The sequence below is a fragment of the Cupriavidus sp. USMAA2-4 genome (genome assembly GCF_001854305.1).
Classification (GTDB): Bacteria; Pseudomonadota; Gammaproteobacteria; order Burkholderiales; family Burkholderiaceae; genus Cupriavidus; species Cupriavidus malaysiensis.
In genome coordinates this window covers 1,510,266-1,526,121 of sequence record NZ_CP017749.1, presented here as the reverse complement: position 1 = coordinate 1,526,121, position 15,856 = coordinate 1,510,266, and the positions used below count along the sequence as shown (strand labels likewise).

The following is a 15,856-nucleotide window of genomic DNA, read 5'->3' as shown; positions in this document are numbered from 1 at the left end:
CTGCCCCAAGCCTCCCGGCATGGCAGCCAAGCGTGTGGAGTCAGCAGAATGGAACAAGTCGGGAGACTGGTCCGCAGTGCCAGCCTGAACGGCTACATCGAACTGGTGCAGTCGCTCGGGCAAGACCCCGGTGCCCTGCTGCGCAAGGCGGGCTTGTCGATGCGGCTGCTGAAGGACCCCGAGGCCCTGATTCCGAGCCGCGCCCTGCGCGAGCTGCTGGAGCTGACCGCCAGCGCCACCGGGGTGGAGGACCTCGCGCTGCGGCTGGCGGCGCGGCGCGGGTTTTCCAACCTGGGGCCGATCAGCCTGGTGCTGAAGGAAGAGGCCTCGCCCCGGCTGGCGCTCGATACCTTGTGCCGCTACCTGAAGCTGATCAGCGCCGCCCTGGTGACGCACATAGAGGAAACGGACCAGACCGTGGTCATCCGCGAGGATCTGCTGCCCACCCCGGGAGCGGCCACGCGCCAGGCGATGGAGCTGACGGTGGCCATGATGTTCCGCATCCTGCGCGAACTGATCGGCCCGCAGTGGCGGCCGCAGCAGGTCTGCTTCACGCACCGCGCGCCGGCGGACCTGTCGGCCCACCGCGCCTTCTTCGGCCGCCAGCCGAAGTTCAACCAGGCCTTCAACGGTATCGTCTGCGCGGCGGCGGACCTGGACCGGCCGCGCGCGCCCGCGCAGTCCGGCGCGGCGCGGCTGGCGCGCGACTATCTCGATGCCGCGCTGCGGCGCCGCGGCGAGGGCACGCGCGAGTCGTGCCGCGAGCTGATCCTGGCGCTGCTGCCGGGCGGCCGCTGCACGGCCCAGCAGGTGGCGCGCCACCTGCGCGTCGACCGGCGCACGCTGCACCGCCATCTCGATGCCGACGGGCTGAGCTTCTCGGCACTGCTCGACGAGGTGCGTTCACAACTGGTACTGCGCCACCTCGCCGAAAGCGACCTGCCGCTCGGCGAGATCGCCAGCCTGCTGGGCTTCGCCACCCAGAGCAGCTTCAGCCACTGGTTCCGCGCCGCCTTCGGTTGCAGCGTGACGCAGTGGCGCAAGCAGAACGCCGCGCCGGCGGCGCGGGCCCTGGCGGGCTAGCGTCGGCCTGGCACGGTGGTGCAAAGGAAGTTGGAAGCGCGCTCAGTCCACCGACAGCACGATCTTGCCCATGTGCTGGCTGCGCAGGATGTAGTCGTAGGCGTCGCCGATCGCGTCCAGCGCGAACACGCGGTCGATCGGCAGGCGCAGCTTGCCGGCGCCGAACCACGGCAGCAGGTCGCGCGCGCAGGCCTCCACGCAGGCGAGGCGCTCCGGCTCGGTGCGCGTGCGGAAGGTGGCGCCCATCAGCTTCAGGCGGTTCAGCCACAGCAGGTTGAGGTCGAGGCAGGCGGTGCTGGCGCCGCCGAGGCGGGCCAGGTTCACCAGCCGCCCTTTGACGGCGAGGCTCTGCACGTGGTCTTCGAACACCGTGCCGCCGATGGTGTCGAGGATGACGTCGACGCCGCGCCCGTCGGTGGCGTCCCGCAGGCGTCCGGCCAGCGGCTCCTGTCCGGCCAGCAGGCCGACGTCGACGCCGTAGCCGGCCAGGCGCGCCAGTTTTTCCGCCGAGCGCGAGGAGGCGATCACCGGCCGCGCGCCCAGCGCCGACGCGATCATGATCGCCGCCATGCCGACGCCGCCCGAGGCGCCGTTGATGTAGACGGACTCGCCGGCCTGCAGCGCGCCATTGCTGACCAGGGCATCGTGCGCGGTGATGAAGACATTGGGAAAGGCCGCGGCGTCGACCCACGACACCGTGTCCGGCACCGCCATCAGCGCCTGCGGCGCGGCGAGCACGTACTGCGCGTGGCAGCCGCGGCCGTGGCCCATGACGCGGTCGCCCTCGCGCCAGCCGCCGGCCCCCTCGCCCACGGCGGCCACTTCCCCGGCGAACTCCACCCCGGCAGTCATCGGCAGGCCAGCGCGGTGCTCGCGCATGTACTTGATCTCGCCGTAGTTGACGCCCGATGCCCGTACCCGGACCAGCACTTCGCCGGCCTTCGGCGTGGGTGCGGGGATCTCCTGCACGATGACGCGCCCGCCGTCCGCGCCGGGTAGTACCTGTGCCGCTTTCATGCTTGCTCCTGTCGGTCCTGCCTGTTCATGTCCTGTTCCCCCGCCGGCCGGGCGGCCTCACTGCGGCGTGAAGCCGATCGAGCGCAGCAGCGCGCCCTGGCGCTCGTAGGATTCGCGCACGTCGCGCGCCAGCGCCTCGGTGGCCACCGGCGTGCCGGCCTCCATGCCGAGTTCCTCCAGCTTCTTCTGCAGGCCGCGCGACTGCATCGCCTGGATGGCGGCCTCGCGCACCTTGGCCACGATGGCCGGCGGCACGCCCGACGCCGCCCACAGGCCCATCCAGCCCACCTCGTTGAGTTCGGGGTAGCCCAGTTCCGCGAAGGTGGGCACGTCGGGCAGCGCGGCGATGCGCTTGGGGAAGGCGATGGCGAAGGCGCGCAGCCTGCCGCCCTTGATCAGCGGCAGCGACGAGGCCGGGCCGTCGAACATCAGCGCGACCTGTCCGCCCATGATGTCCTGCAGCGCGGGCGGCGATCCCTTGTAGTTGACGCTGCCGGTCTGGAGTCCGGCCAGCCGGTTGAACTGCACGCCGATGGTCTGGCCGCGCAGGCCGATGCCGAAGTTAGCGTAGTCGAGCTTGCCGGGATTGGCCTTGATATAGGCCACCAGCTCGGCGAGGCTCTTCGCCGGCAGGCCCGGATTGCCGACCAGCACCAGCCCCTGCCGGGTCAGTTGCGCGACCGGCACGATGTCCTTGAAGGGATCGTAGGAAACCTTGATGGCATGGGGCACTTCGGCGGCGATGCCCTTCTGGATCAGCAGGAAGGTATAGCCGTCACGCGGCGCGGACAGCATGGTCTGGACCGCGATGGTGCCGGCCGCCCCCGGCTTGTAGTCGACGATCACCGGCTGCCCGAGCGCGCGCTGCAGCTCGACCGCATAGAGGCGCGCGACGATGTCCGCGGTGCCGCCCGGCGGGGCGCCGAGCAGGATGCGCAGCGGCCGGGCCGGCCATTCGGCGGCAGCGGCGGTGCGCATGGCCGGCGCGAGCGCGCCCAGGGCCAGCGCGAGCGCCAGCGTGGGCGCCGCAAGCCGGCGCAGGATCGGGGTGAAGCGTTGCATGGCAGTCTCCTCGTTGTGATGTCCGGCCGCATGCCGGCACCTGGCCTCTTACCGAGCCGCCGCGCTCAATGCGTCTTGCGCAGGAAGCCCTGGGTGCCGCCGTTGCGGTTGGGCGCGAAGCCGTTCGCCTGCAGGGATTCCTCCACCGAGTCGTAGAAGACGCCGATCTTGCTGATCTCGCGCGCCTGGCGCGCGCTGGCGATGTCGCGGCCGAACTCGCGCGAGATACGCACCAGCTGCTCGATCTGCTCCACGGTGCTCATCTTCGCGCTGCGTTTCTGGTTCCAGATCACGTCCTCGGTACCGCAGCGCACGTGCAGGCCCATGGCGATGCCCATCATGTTGACCGGCAGCACGTTACGCACATTGCTCTCCACCGTGACCACCGCGCCGTCGGGTACGCCGCGCATGAAGTTGGCGAGGCTGTAGACGTTGGGCGTGTCCATGCCGCCGCCGATGGCGACCCAGTTCATGACCAGCGGCCCCTTGTAGAAGCCGCGGCGCATCAAGCGCTCCACCGACTCGAAGCTGTTGGTGTTGTAGCACTGGAAGGCGCTCTGGATGCCCCTGGCGCTCAGGCGGCGCACATGCTCCTCGACCCAGCCCGGCTGCGCGGGCACCGTCATCTCCTTGTAGGCGTGGAAGATGGCGGGGTTCTCGCGCGAGGTGCCGCGGAAGTCGGCGTCCTCGGCGTGGTCGGTCACGTTCATCTGCGAGGTGTTGACGGTCACCGTGACCTGGTCCGGCACCGGCTCCAGCTCGGCCAGCATGTGGCGCGTGTCGTCCGACAGCCATTTGGCGGCCTGGCCCTCGTTCTCGGGCGCAAAGGAGATCGAACCGCCCACCTGGATGATCATCTCCGGCACGGCGGCGCGCACGCCGGCAATCAGCTCGTTGAACTTGGACAGGCGCTTGGAGCCCTTGCCGTCGAGCTCGCGCACATGCAGGTGCAGCACGGTGGCGCCGGCGTTGTAGCAGTCCACCGCCTTCTGGATCTGCGCCTCCATCGTCACCGGGATGTCCTCCGGGAAGTCGGAGGGCAGCCAGCCGGGCGCGTAGGGGGCGGCCGTGATGATCAGCGGCTGCTGGTTCTCGGGAAAGAGATGGCCGTCGAGGAAGTTCATGGGGTGTCTCCGGGTAGGGGGTGCCCGCGCTTCGGCAGGGAGCGCTCGGGCGGGGGATCGGTGCTTCGGGGCAACGCTGCCGCGCGGGCGCTCAGCAGGGGATGTCGCCGATGATGCCGGCGCGCTCCATCTTGCGCGGCGCCGGCCAGTAGTCGTTGAGGGCGTAATGCTGGGTGGAGCGGTTGTCCCACACGGCGACGTCGCCTTGCTGCCATGACCAGCGCACCTGGTACTCGGGAATGGTGGCGCGGCTGATCAGGTAGTTGAGCAGCAAGGCAGCGCCCGGCGCCTTGTCGATACCGTGGCGCACATTGGCCGGCGTGCTGTAGTTGGTGAAATGCGTGGTGAAGCCCGCGCCCACGAACAGCACCTTCTCGCCGGTCTCCGGATGGGTGCGCACCACCGGGTGCTCCACCGCCGGATGGTCCTGGGCCAGCTTGGCGCGCGCTTCCGGCGTCATCACCGCGCCGAAGCTCTGCTCGATGCTGGCGCGCGCGCGCAGGCCGTCGAGCTTGCGCTTGACCTCTTCCGGCAGCTCTTCGTACGCCTTCACCATGTTCACCCAGATGGTGTCGCCACCGATCTCCGGGCACTCGATGCAGCGCAGCACCGCCCCCATGGCCGGATTGGGCCGCCACAGGCCGTCGCAGTGATAGTTGTTCTCGTAGCTGTGCGGGTTGTCGCTGCGGTAGATGCGCACCAGGCCGGGATGGTCCGGGTCGCTGCCCGCGACCGGATGCGTCTCGAGCGCGCCGAAGCGCCCGGCGAAGGCCACGTGCTCGGCGCGCGTGATGTCCTGCCGGCGGAAGAACAGCACCTTGTACTGGAGCAGTGCCGCCTTGATCTGCGCGAACAAGCCGGCGTCGCGCGCCGCCTCGCCCAGGTGGACCGACGAAATCTCCGCCCCGATGGCCGGGGTGATGGGCCTGATCTTCATTTCCGCGTCTCCTCCGATGTCTCGCCGTTCGTGCCGGCTGTGGCTATCTTCGGGCGCGCGGCGGGCTTGCGCTTGCTTATCTGGGACATCCATTTGCCGAATTGGGACATCCGGCGCGGAATGGGGGGAACGGCGGGAGAACGGCGGAAGACGGCGGAAAACGGGAGCGACCGGGTGCCGCAGCGGTCGGCAAGGTCGGGGAAGCGCGGGGAACCGGGGAAACCGACGATGGCCCGGCCACGGCGCGGCGGGGATGAACACGGACGAGCACGGACGAAGCGGTGCGGGCCGGTGGCGCGCGGCCAGGCGAGCTCAGGCGTCCGGCGGCGCTCCGTCCCGCGCCCCCTCCTGCGCCCCCTCCCGCGCGCCCTCCCCCTCCACCCGCAGCCGCGGCAGGAACTGCGGATACTCGCGCTGCATGAAGTCGATCAGCCCTTCCCGCACCTGGCAGCGCAGGTCCCACACCTGGCCGGAGGAAGCCGCGGTGCACAGCACGCGCAACTGCATGGTGCGCTCCGTGGCATCGGTGACCACCAGGTTGAAGAAGCGCTGGTCCCACTGCGGCGCGGCCTGCACGATGCGCTCCAGTTCGGCCCGCAGCGGCGCCAGCGGCATGCCGTAGTCCACATGGAAGAACACCGAGCCCATCAGCTGCGAGTTGTTGCGGGTCCAGTTCTGGAACGGCTTCTCGATGAAGTACTGCAGGGGAATGATGAGGCGGCGCTCGTCCCAGATGCGCAGCACCACGTAGGTCGAGGTGATCTCCTCCACGCGTCCCCACTCGCCCTCCACGATCAGCACGTCGTCGAGGCGGAGCGGCTGGGTCAGTGCCAGTTGCAGGCCGGCGATCATATTGCTGAAGACCGGCTTGGCAGCGATACCGGCCACCACGCCGACCACGCCGGCCGAGGCCAGCAGGCTGGTGCCGACCTGGCGGGCGCCGGGGAAGGTCATCAGCAGCATGGCCGCGCCCATCACCACCGCCAGCGTCATGGCGATGCGCGCCAGCACCCGCGTCTGGGTGTGGATGCGGCGGGCGTTGATATTGTCCGCGACATCGACCGGATGGCGCTCCATCACGCCCAGGGCGAAGCCCGCGATCATGTGCGCCACCAGCCAGGTGGTGGCGACGATCATCAGCAGCCCGTTGAGACGGCGCACCGTGTCGATCCATGGCAGCGCGTCCGGGGCGGCCTGCCAGACCGTCTGCAAGGCCAGCAGCAGCAGCACGGCCTTGGACGGCGCGCGCGCCTTCCTGACGATGGCATGCGGCACGGGCGCGGACCGGGTGATGCGCAGGAGCAGCACGCGGCCGATGCGATGCGCCAGCAGCGCAACGGCGACGGCGACCAGGGCCGCCATCCAGGTGCCGAACCAGGGATGTGTGAGGAGAAGTTCGAGGCGCATGGTCGTCCTTCGTCTGGCTTGCCGCGGGGCTACGGCGAGGCTATCGAATAACGACCGGAGGATCCGGCAGAAGTTTCGTCGAGAACGACGCAAAGGCCTCGGGAGCCGACCGCCTTACCTGCGCGGCCGGCTCCGCCGCTGTGGCCCCGGCAGCGGAAGTCTGCGGCGCCCGGACGGCTCAGGTCCTCTGCTCCTTTTGCCTGCGCCTCGCTCCCGCATGCACCGCCGTCAGAAGATATGCTTCATCCCTACCATCGCCCCGAACTGGTTGCCGCCGGGCGCAGGGGTCGCGCCGGCCTGCGCGTTGCTGACCGAAAGCGCGAGGTTGCCGCCGTTGTCGATATAACCGGCGGTGGCATAGACCGAAGTCCGCTTGGTGAACGCATAGACGCCGCGTGCCGCAAACAGCCATGCCTTGTTCGCGCTGTCGTGGAAGCGCAGGTGGAACGCTTCGCCGTCGAGGCTGAGCGCCGGCGTGAGCTGATACGTGACGCCGCCATAGAACATGTCGCTGCGCGGTGTGGCGCTGGCCCGGTTGTCGCGTCGCAGCCAGCCCAGCCCGATCCGTGCCTTGTCGTCGATCTTCACGTAGCCATTGATCGAGAGGCGATCGTCGCGCAGCCCGCTATTGGTCAGTCCGGCAAAGGCGCCGGGGCCGCCCCGCAGCGAATCGTAGGCTACGCCCACGCTCCATGCCGCGGCATCGTACTTCAGCATCGCCGACCACTCGCGGCAGGCCCGCTTGTCGGCCGGGTTCTCGCCGGCGCAGTTGGTGCCGGACGGGCTGGGCCCGGCGTTGACCGTGTCGCGCCCGAAGCTGTAGGTCGCACCCGCGGTCAGGCCGCCGAATGTCCCCTTGTAGGAGATCGCGTTGTCGGTGCGCGCGTTGGGGATATAGCTGTCCAGCGAACCCGAGCCGAACGCGTTGGGGCCGAGGATGTCCGGCTCGGCCATGGCCCAGAACAACATGGTGTACTGGCGGCCCAGGGCCACCTGCCCCCAGGGCCCGGACAGGCCGACCAGCGCCTGGCGGCCGAACAGGCGGCCCCCCTGGTTGCTGGCCCCGCTGTCGGGGGCGAAGCCCGACTCCAGCCAGAACACGGCCTTCAGGCCGCTGCCCAGGTCTTCGGTGCCGCGCAGGCCCCAGCGCGACGGCACGGTGCCGGTCAGCGCGGGCATGCGGACCACGCTGTCGTGCGCGGCGCCGATACCGTTGAGGTACTCGATACCTGTGTCGACAACGCCATAGGCGGTCACGTTCTGCGCGGCGGCGGCCGCGGGCAGCAGGGCCGCGATGATGGCAGCGGATAGCTTGGATGTCATGTGTTTCTCCTCCGTTCTGGCTTTTTTTGTGCGAGCGAGGCCCTGCCGGCCGGCGGCCGGCAGGCTTGCCTTGCTCGTCAAGGGATGGGGGGGCCGGCACAGGGCCGGCGGGGAATCAGTGCGTGCTCAGGCGCACCGGCTCGCCAAGGGATGCCTGTGACCTGCCCAGCAGCCCCACACTGGCGATCGCCACCAGCAGCGGGAGCGCGAAGGCGTAGTACAGATTGGCGGTGGGCCAACCGGCGTCGAGCAGCGAACCGGCCACGAGCGGCGCGAGCACGGCACCGAAGCGGCCCATCCCGATCGACCAGCCCATGCCCGTCGTGCGCGTCTGCGCCGGGTAGAGGATCGGCGCATAGGCATAGAGTCCGACCATGCAGCCGAAGATGCCGGCACCGATCAGGATCGCCAGCACGAAGGCCGTCGACAGCGCGCCGGCATACAGGCCGAAGCCCACCATCAGCAGCGCCGTCACGATGAAGCAGCTCCACAGCAGCGGGCGCAGTCCGATGCGCGCGGCGAGGAAGGCGAACGCCGTGCCGCCGACGATGCCGCCCACGTTCAGCAGTACGCCGCCCGTGATGCCTTGCTGCGCGGACATGCCCGCCGCCACCAGCAGCTTCGGTGTCCAGGAAAGCACGAAGTAGAAAGTGAACATCACGAGGAAGAACGACACCCAGATCATCAGCGTCTGCAAGGCCAGGCTGCCGCGAAAGAGGCTGCGCACGCCGCCGGCTTCGCGGGCTTGCGCGGCCGCGCGCACAGGCAGCGCGGTGACGGTCGGGCGGCCCATGCGTGCGAGCAGCCGATTGAGCTTGTCGAGCGCGCCCTCGGGACGCCGGGCGATCAGGAAGTCGAGCGATTCCGGCAGCCGTGCCAGCACGACCGGGATCATCGCCAGCGTGACCAGGCCGCCGAACACGAATACGCTGCGCCAGCCGTAGCGGGCCAGCAGCACCCCGGCAATGGCGCCGCCGATGGTCGCGCCGACCGGATAGCCGGTGGCCTGCAGGACGATCGCCGTGCTGCGCCACTTGTCGGACGCGTACTCGCCGGTGATCACGTTGATGCTCGCGAGCATGCCGCCGATGCCGAGCCCCGTCACGGCGCGCAGCACGGCGAGCTGCGGCACGTCCTGCGCCAGCGCCGAGCACAGCATGCCGGCCGAGATCGTGCCCAGGCAGATCAGGATCAGCGGTCGCCGGCCGATGCGGTCGGCCCACGGCGCCAGGAACAGCGAGCCGGCCGCCATGCCGAACAGGCCGGCGGAGAGCAGCACGCCGATCTCCTTGCCCGTCAAGTGCCAGGCGGCGGAGATGTGCGAGGCCGAGAAGGCCATCGCCAGCACGTCGAAGCCGTCCAGCATATTGAGCACGATGCAGATGGTGACCGCCATCACCTGGAAGCGGGTCATGGTGCCGTGGTTGATGGTTTCCCTGATGTCGGGCTGCATGGGTCTACCTCCAGTGGTTTTGTTGTATTGGGTGCCGCCACGAACGGACGGCTTTCGGGGGAGTGATGCGGATGAAGCGGATGAAGCGGATGAAGCGGATGAAGCGCTGAACGCGTGTCCCGGGTCTTGAATTCGTGGAAGAACCGAGTCTGCCGAGAAGCCGTGCGAGGCCAGGAACGAAGCGCAGCAAGGCTGGAGCCTTGCGCGCCTTCGTGACGGCGCATCGCGTGGCCCTCCGACGGACTCATGGCGGACTGAGTCAGTGCGTCCGTGATTCAGGGCACTAAAGATCCAGCACGAGCATCCCGCTCTTCGCGCGCGAACAGCACGGCAGGAACTGGTCGTTGGCGGCGCGTTCCTCCTCGGTCAGGTAGGCGTCGCGATGATCCGGCTCGCCGGACAGAAGGCGCGTCAGGCACGTGCCGCAGACCCCTTGCTCGCACGAGGTCGGAATCTCCACGCCGTGCGCGGCCAGGGCCTGCACCACGGTCACGTCCGGCGCGATCCCGATGATGCGGCCGCTGCTCTGCACCTTCACCTGAAAGGCGCCGCCGGGGGCGGCAGGCGCCTCCGGGGCCGCGAAGTACTCACGGTGCAGCCGGGCCTCGGGCCACCCGGCCGCGCGCGCGGCGTCCAGCACGGCGGCCATGAAGCCGGACGGGCCGCAGACGTAGAGATGCGCGTCGGGGCGCGGCGCGGCCAGCAGGCCCGGCAGGTCGGCCTGCCGGCCTGGCGCGTCGTCGTGATACAGGTGCGTGCACCCGCGCAGGTCGTCGGCCGCAAGCCGCTCGCGGAACGCGGTGCGCGCCGCGCTGCGGGTGCAGTAGTGGAACTCGAAGGAGGCGCCGGCGCGCGCGAGGCTCTGCGCCATCGCCAGGATCGGCGTGACGCCGATACCGCCCGCCACCAGCACCGAATGCCCGGCGTCGGCGTGCAAGGGGAAATGGTTCTTCGGCGCACTGATCTCGAGCGTATCGCCGGCCGCCAGCGCATGCATGGCAGCCGAGCCGCCACGCGAAGCGGGATCGCGCAGCACGCCGAGCAGGTAGCGGTGCGTCTCGGCCGGGTCGTTGCACAGCGAGTACTGGCGCACCAGTCCGTTGCCGGGATGAACATCGACGTGCGCCCCGGCGCTGAAGGGCGGCAGCGTGCCGCCGTCGGCGGCCACCAGTTCGAACACGGCGATGCCGTCGGCGGCATCGGTCTTGTCTGCGATCCGGACCCGCATCATGCCGCTCCCCGCTGCCCGGAGGCCTGGGCCTGGGCCTGGGCCTGTTCGTGCGCGATCAGCCGGTCCAGGATGCGTCGCGCCTGGACGCCGCCGGCGTCGATATTGAGCTTGAGCAGCTTGCGCTCGGGATGCGCCAGCAGGTTGCGCTGCTGCGCCTCCAGCATGTCCAGGTCCTCGGCGAAGATCTTGCCCTGCCCCTCGCGGATGGTCGCCGTCAGCGCGGCATCCTCGGCCTTGAAGTTGCGTGCCATGCCCCAGAAGTACCAGATCGAGGTCTCCGTTTCCGGCGTGATGAAGTCCACCACGATGCTCGATGCCTTGTGTTCCGGCGCCGCCTCGTAGCCGCCCTTGCCCGCGTGGGCCACGCCCACCTCGATCATCACGTGGCTCGGCGGCGTGAAGCGGCAGATCTGCCAGCGGTCGCACGGCACGTCGTCGGCCAGGCCGTTGCCGCGCAGCGCGGCGGCCCAGAAGGGTGGCGGCAGGATTCCCTCCATGTGGCGGCTGGTGACGACCGTATCGCCTTCCACGCGCGTGGCCGGCGCAGACTCCTCGATCTCCGCCTGCCCGATGCTCGACGCATGCACATAGGTCTCATGGGTCAGGTCCATCAGGTTGTCGATCATCAGACGGTAGTCGCAGCCGATGTGATACAGGCCACCGCCATGCGCCCAGGCCGGGTTCACGGCCCATTCGAGGTGCGGGATCAACGTGTCGTCGGCGAGCGCGGCGTCGCCGGGCCATACCCAGACGAAGCCGTAGCGCTCGATGGCGGGATAGCTGCGGATCGACGGGAAGCCGCCGACACGCTGGCCGGTCATCGCCGCGCACTTGCCATCGCGGCCCATGGTCAGCCCGTGGTAGCCGCAGACCAGCTGGCCGTCGCGCACGAAGCCGAGCGACAGCGGCGCGCCGCGGTGCGGGCAGAAGTCCTCGAGCGCGGCGACCGCGCCGTTGCCGTCGCGGTACAGCACCATCTTTTCGTTGCAGAGGGTGCGGCCGAGCGGCTTGCCTGCGAGTTCGTCGGGCGTGCAAGCGACGTACCAGGTGTTTTTCAGGAACATGACTATCCCCTCCCGGCGCGCGCAGCGCCAGGATCCAGGTGGTTGACGAAGAGAGAGAGGTGCGGAGCCGGTGTCGCGGTCAGGCCGGACGGCCCGTGCGCCGGATCAGGCTGCCGCCGAGCACTTGCGACATCGCCTGCTGGTTCTGCAGCGCGATCTTCAAGTTCCGGTTGGCGATGCGGCTGTGTTCGCGCATCAGCGCCTCGGCCCGTGCGCCTTCGCGCTGCTCGATGGCTTCGACCACGGCGCGGTGTTGCGCCTGGGCCAGAAGCAGCATCTCGCGCGCGCTTTCATCGATCGACTGCACCATCACGAAGGCGCTCGCGGAAGCGAACGGCAGGCTGGTGACCTTCTCGATCTGGCGCGCGACCAGCGCGCTGCCGCACGCGTCGGCAAGCAACTGGTGGAAGCGTGCGTTCAGGTCGACGTACTGGGAGAACTTCACGGCAGTCAGCTCGCCGGTCAGTGCGGTGTCGATCTGCGCGATGACGTCGCGCATGGCGTTGAGAAGGCTCGAGCTGACGCCGCGTTCGGCGGCCAGGCGGGCAGCCAGTCCCTCGATCGTGCCGCGCAGCTCGATGGCGTCGCTGATCTCGCTCTCGGCGAATGAGCGCACGGCAAAGCCACCGGAGGGAATCGGCTCGACCAGCCCTTCCTCCTGCAGCCGGATCAGCGCCGCGCGGATCGGCGTGCGCGACACGCCGAGACGGTCGGCCACCCACAACTCGGAGATGCGGCTGCCGGGCGGCAGTTCACCGCCGAGTACCAGCTCGCGCAGGCCTAGCAGGGCCCTGACCGCCTGGGAAGAACTGGTGCCGGACTTGCTGTCGCTGAGGTTGTCGTTGTCCGTATCCATCCGTGACGTCTCCTTCGGGGGGCGAGCCGCGCGGGACCAGGCGGCTTTTGATGTTGTGTTGGATACAGAATGTATCCAACACTTGAATCTGCAGCAAGAGAAAGCTCGGATAACCAGGGTAAACATGGATTCAATGCGGCGCATAAGGCCTTATTCAGCCAATCCTCCGACTTCACCCCATCCATTTCATGCAATGCTGTATACAGCACATTGAAAACAGCTCTCACGACGGCGCACCGTCATCTACCGCGGGATGGAAGGCCGTGCCGCTTCCGAGTCGTTGCGACCGCCGTCCATGCGCTCGGCAAATCGCCGGGCAAGCCACAAGAATCCAACCCGGGAAACCCATGCGCCAAGGCTTGAACCTGACGTTACGTCATGATTTATTGTGCGTTTCAGCGGAGGAATTTCGATGGCATTGAAGATTGGAGAGCTCGCAAGACGCGCGGGCCTGACCGTGCGGGCGCTGCACCACTATGACGCGATCGGATTGCTGTCCCCCTCCGCCCGTTCGGATGGCGGGTCTCGCCAATACAGCCACGAGGACGTGATCCGCTTGCACCGGATCCAGGCGCTCAAGCATTTCGGCTGTTCCTTATCGGACATCAAAGCCTATCTGGACGATGCCGGAATCGAGCCGGCTGAGATCATCCACCGGCAGATCAGCGTGCTCGACGAGCAGGCGCGGCGCGCCCAGGCACTGCGGGACGGTCTTCAGCACCTGGCGGAAAAGATCACCCGCGGCAGCGAAACCGGCATGGCGGACTGGCTCAACCTACTGGAAATGATGACCATGTACGAAAAACACCTCTCGAGCGAGGACCTGGATCATTTGCGGGCGCAGCAGCAGGCGTCGGGTTCAAACCTCGATGCCCGCAGGGCCGAACTGATTGCCGAGACCAGACGATCGATGGAGTCCGGGCGGCTGCCGGAACATCAGGAGGCACAGGTACTGGCCTGGCGCTGGGTGCAGCACATGAAGGATACGACGGGAGACAACGCCCAGCTCGCGTCGCGACTGAAGGCCATGCAGGAACGCGAACCCAGGGCCCGGGAAATCACCGGCTTCACGCCGGCAATGCATCAATGGATTTCCTTGTCGGTGGTCAACGCCAGGGCAAACCTGTTTGCCAAGTACCTGTCACCGGTCGAACTGGAAGACGTGCGCCGGCGCATGATCGCCCACGTCGACGATTGGCCGCAGCTGTTCGCGGAGGTGCGAGCGCAGATGGAGGCCGGCGCGGGGGTGGCCGATCCGGCCGTCCAGGTCCTGGCCCGCCGCTGGCAGGAGCTGTTCCGCGATTCGTACTGCGGTGACGATGCCGCGCTCGAAGGCAGGATTCACCTGGCGCTGCAGAACGAACCCGGACTGTCGGTCGGCATCGGCCTGGATCTGCCGCTGATCCTGTTTATCCAGAGGGCGATCCTGTCCTTGAGAGAGCGCGCACAGACCTCCGTCAACACCGGCCCCAGGCCAAGCGCGCAACGCGTCGCGACCTTGCGGGCGGCACACCGGCTCCTGGATACGCCGTTGATCCTGGACGACCCGCTGGCCCTGAGAATCCTGGGCAGCAGCAATGAAGCCGCCGTGCGCGGCAACCCGGGGCACTACGATGACCCATTGTCCAGGGGGCTCAGGCTGTCCCTCGCGGTGCGCAGCCGCTATGCCGAAGATACGTGGTCGAAGGCTGCGCAGCATGGCGTACGCCAATACGTCATCCTGGGCGCCGGGCTGGACACCTATGCCTATCGCGGGCCCCACCAGGCGGGACGGATCTTCGAGGTGGACCTGCCGGCGACGCAGCAATGGAAACGGGAATGCCTCAGTGCCGCCGGCATCGGGATTCCGGCGTCGCTGACCTACGTGCCCACGGACTTTGAACACGGCAGCCTGGCAGGCGCCTTGTCGGATGCCGGCTTCAAGGTGGACCAGCCCGCTTTCTTCTCGTGGCTCGGCGTCTCGATCTACCTGGAGGAAGCGGCGATCCTGGAGACCCTGCGCTTCATCGCTTCGTGCGCGGCCGGCAGCGCCGTCGTCTTCGACTATGTGGCAGATCCTGCCTTGCTCACGCCCATGGAGCGCGTGGGGACGGAGCTGGTGCGCGCGAAGATCGCGGAAAGCGGAGAGCCGTGGAAGACCTTTTTCGATCCGGCAGCGCTGGCCGAAAGCCTGCGCGCGCTGGGATTCGGCAAAGCGGACAACGTCAGCCCGGAGGACCTGAGCGATCGCTACCTGGCCGGACGCACGGATGGCTTCCGCATGGGCAGCGCCATGCGATTGATGCACGCCGTGGTCTGAGTTCACCCCAGGCGATACACCCCGCCCTCGTCCACCCGCACCCGCCCGTCGGCCAGCAGTTCGGCCAGGTGCCGCGCGATCGTGCGGGTCTCGGCGTCCACCACCCAGAGTCCCTCGTAGCCCTGCGGATACAGCAAGCGCCGTTCGACCAGCTGCGCCAGCGTCTGCGGGCCTTCGCCGAGCCAGGCCAGCAGGCGCTGCTCGCGCTCGTCCAGCTTGGCCGCGAAAGCAGCAAGATCGCGCAGGTAGCGTTCGCGCTCGGTATAGACGCCGCGGTGGTGCGAGGTGACCCACACCTTGGCCGGAATCTCCGGCAGCCGCGCCAGCGTGCGGCGGAAATCCGCCAGGCTGGAGCAGGCGTCGCCATAGTAGGGCCCGAAGCCGGTCAGGTCGATATCGCCGATGAAGGCCACGCCTTCGGGTTCGACCAGCAGTACGGTGTGGCCGGCCGTATGGCCGGGCATGTGGAAGGCGCGGATGCGGACCTGGCCGAGGTCCCAGGTGGCGCCATCCACATAGGCCTGCGCGTCGGGGCGCGGCGCGTAGAAGAAGTCGCGCTGGAAACGCGCCAGCATCTCCGCCGCGTAGCCGGCATGGCTGCCATAGGCGGCCAGCAGGCCGTCCCAGCTGCGCGCCGCGGGCAGGTCGGCCTCGTGCACATGGACCGCGGCATGGGGCAGGCGGTGCAGGCCGGCCATGTGGTCTTCGTGCACGTGCCCCATCACCACCAGCTCGGTGGCCTCGAACTCCGCGCCGATGTGGTTGGCGACGATGGGCGTATCGAAGGCCGCGCGGGTATCCGAGCCGCGCACCAGCACCTGGTTGCCGTCGGGATACTTGCCGCTCTTTTCGCCGAAGAACACCGAGACCCGATCGAAATCGACACGCTGGATCGGGGCACGGGAACGATGACTGCCGACAAGCTGGTCCATGGGGATCGTCCTTCTGTCGAGGGAGGCCGCGGCAGCGGCGATCGCATCCGCGATCGCCTCGGCGGGCT

13 protein-coding genes are annotated in these 15,856 nt (G+C 68.6%); 2 read left to right on the top strand and 11 right to left on the bottom strand.

From position 1 onward, the window contains the following. Nucleotides 1-48: 48 nt before the first annotated feature. Complete coding sequence (locus tag BKK79_RS26850; RefSeq protein WP_071039298.1) at nucleotides 49-1,083, top strand: AraC family transcriptional regulator; 1,035 nt, start codon at nucleotides 49-51, stop codon at nucleotides 1,081-1,083. Between the two features lie 42 nt (nucleotides 1,084-1,125). Here the strand turns inward: BKK79_RS26850 and BKK79_RS26845 are convergent, their stop codons facing one another. The 10 genes from BKK79_RS26845 to BKK79_RS26800 form a co-directional block, all read right to left on the bottom strand. Next, entirely contained in the window at nucleotides 1,126-2,100 is a 975-nt protein-coding gene (locus tag BKK79_RS26845) for a quinone oxidoreductase family protein (protein WP_071039297.1), read from the bottom strand. A gap of 57 nt (nucleotides 2,101-2,157) precedes the next feature. Beyond that, a complete protein-coding gene (locus BKK79_RS26840) occupies nucleotides 2,158-3,162 on the bottom strand; it encodes a tripartite tricarboxylate transporter substrate binding protein (RefSeq protein ID WP_071017128.1) in 1,005 nt (334 codons plus the stop codon). Between the two features lie 65 nt (nucleotides 3,163-3,227). Continuing rightward, complete coding sequence (locus BKK79_RS26835) at nucleotides 3,228-4,286, bottom strand: 3-keto-5-aminohexanoate cleavage protein (protein ID WP_071017130.1); 1,059 nt, start codon at nucleotides 4,284-4,286, stop codon at nucleotides 3,228-3,230. Between the two features lie 91 nt (nucleotides 4,287-4,377). Beyond that, complete coding sequence (locus tag BKK79_RS26830; protein ID WP_071017131.1) at nucleotides 4,378-5,223, bottom strand: TauD/TfdA dioxygenase family protein; 846 nt, start codon at nucleotides 5,221-5,223, stop codon at nucleotides 4,378-4,380. A gap of 312 nt (nucleotides 5,224-5,535) precedes the next feature. Then, entirely contained in the window at nucleotides 5,536-6,630 is a 1,095-nt protein-coding gene (locus BKK79_RS26825; RefSeq protein ID WP_071039296.1) for a mechanosensitive ion channel family protein, read from the bottom strand. Nucleotides 6,631-6,858: 228 nt separating this feature from the next. Continuing rightward, nucleotides 6,859-7,953, bottom strand: a complete 1,095-nt coding sequence (locus BKK79_RS26820; protein ID WP_071017134.1) for a porin — start codon at nucleotides 7,951-7,953, stop codon at nucleotides 6,859-6,861. A 115-nt stretch (nucleotides 7,954-8,068) separates the two neighbouring features. Beyond that, complete coding sequence (locus BKK79_RS26815) at nucleotides 8,069-9,406, bottom strand: MFS transporter (protein ID WP_071017136.1); 1,338 nt, start codon at nucleotides 9,404-9,406, stop codon at nucleotides 8,069-8,071. A 283-nt stretch (nucleotides 9,407-9,689) separates the two neighbouring features. Further along, nucleotides 9,690-10,634 carry a PDR/VanB family oxidoreductase gene (locus tag BKK79_RS26810; protein ID WP_083384301.1) on the bottom strand — a complete coding sequence of 315 codons (945 nt, stop codon included), beginning with the start codon at nucleotides 10,632-10,634 and terminating at the stop codon, nucleotides 9,690-9,692. Then, nucleotides 10,634-11,701, bottom strand: a complete 1,068-nt coding sequence (locus BKK79_RS26805) for an aromatic ring-hydroxylating dioxygenase subunit alpha (RefSeq protein WP_071039295.1) — start codon at nucleotides 11,699-11,701, stop codon at nucleotides 10,634-10,636. Before BKK79_RS26805 ends, BKK79_RS26810 begins: the two co-directional genes overlap by 1 nt. 79 nt (nucleotides 11,702-11,780) lie before the next feature. Continuing rightward, on the bottom strand, nucleotides 11,781-12,557 hold the full coding sequence (locus BKK79_RS26800) for a GntR family transcriptional regulator (RefSeq protein WP_071017141.1): 777 nt from the start codon (nucleotides 12,555-12,557) through the stop codon (nucleotides 11,781-11,783). 412 nt (nucleotides 12,558-12,969) lie between these two features. Between BKK79_RS26800 and BKK79_RS26795 the strand changes: the two genes are divergently transcribed. Then, the gene (locus BKK79_RS26795) at nucleotides 12,970-14,856 is read left to right on the top strand and encodes an SAM-dependent methyltransferase (protein ID WP_071039294.1); all 1,887 of its coding nucleotides are present in this window, start codon (nucleotides 12,970-12,972) and stop codon (nucleotides 14,854-14,856) included. Between the two features lie 2 nt (nucleotides 14,857-14,858). Here the strand turns inward: BKK79_RS26795 and BKK79_RS26790 are convergent, their stop codons facing one another. Then, complete coding sequence (locus BKK79_RS26790; RefSeq protein WP_071040382.1) at nucleotides 14,859-15,788, bottom strand: MBL fold metallo-hydrolase; 930 nt, start codon at nucleotides 15,786-15,788, stop codon at nucleotides 14,859-14,861. Nucleotides 15,789-15,856: the final 68 nt, after the last annotated feature.

Coding starts and splice junctions, on each gene's coding strand:
- BKK79_RS26850 (WP_071039298.1), top strand. CDS start 49: ATGGAACAAGTCGGGAGACTGGTCCGCAGTGCCAGCCTGAACGGCTAC.
- BKK79_RS26845 (WP_071039297.1), bottom strand. CDS start 2,100: ATGAAAGCGGCACAGGTACTACCCGGCGCGGACGGCGGGCGCGTCATC.
- BKK79_RS26840 (WP_071017128.1), bottom strand. CDS start 3,162: ATGCAACGCTTCACCCCGATCCTGCGCCGGCTTGCGGCGCCCACGCTG.
- BKK79_RS26835 (WP_071017130.1), bottom strand. CDS start 4,286: ATGAACTTCCTCGACGGCCATCTCTTTCCCGAGAACCAGCAGCCGCTG.
- BKK79_RS26830 (WP_071017131.1), bottom strand. CDS start 5,223: ATGAAGATCAGGCCCATCACCCCGGCCATCGGGGCGGAGATTTCGTCG.
- BKK79_RS26825 (WP_071039296.1), bottom strand. CDS start 6,630: ATGCGCCTCGAACTTCTCCTCACACATCCCTGGTTCGGCACCTGGATG.
- BKK79_RS26820 (WP_071017134.1), bottom strand. CDS start 7,953: ATGACATCCAAGCTATCCGCTGCCATCATCGCGGCCCTGCTGCCCGCG.
- BKK79_RS26815 (WP_071017136.1), bottom strand. CDS start 9,406: ATGCAGCCCGACATCAGGGAAACCATCAACCACGGCACCATGACCCGC.
- BKK79_RS26810 (WP_083384301.1), bottom strand. CDS start 10,634: ATGCGGGTCCGGATCGCAGACAAGACCGATGCCGCCGACGGCATCGCC.
- BKK79_RS26805 (WP_071039295.1), bottom strand. CDS start 11,701: ATGTTCCTGAAAAACACCTGGTACGTCGCTTGCACGCCCGACGAACTC.
- BKK79_RS26800 (WP_071017141.1), bottom strand. CDS start 12,557: ATGGATACGGACAACGACAACCTCAGCGACAGCAAGTCCGGCACCAGT.
- BKK79_RS26795 (WP_071039294.1), top strand. CDS start 12,970: ATGGCATTGAAGATTGGAGAGCTCGCAAGACGCGCGGGCCTGACCGTG.
- BKK79_RS26790 (WP_071040382.1), bottom strand. CDS start 15,788: ATGGACCAGCTTGTCGGCAGTCATCGTTCCCGTGCCCCGATCCAGCGT.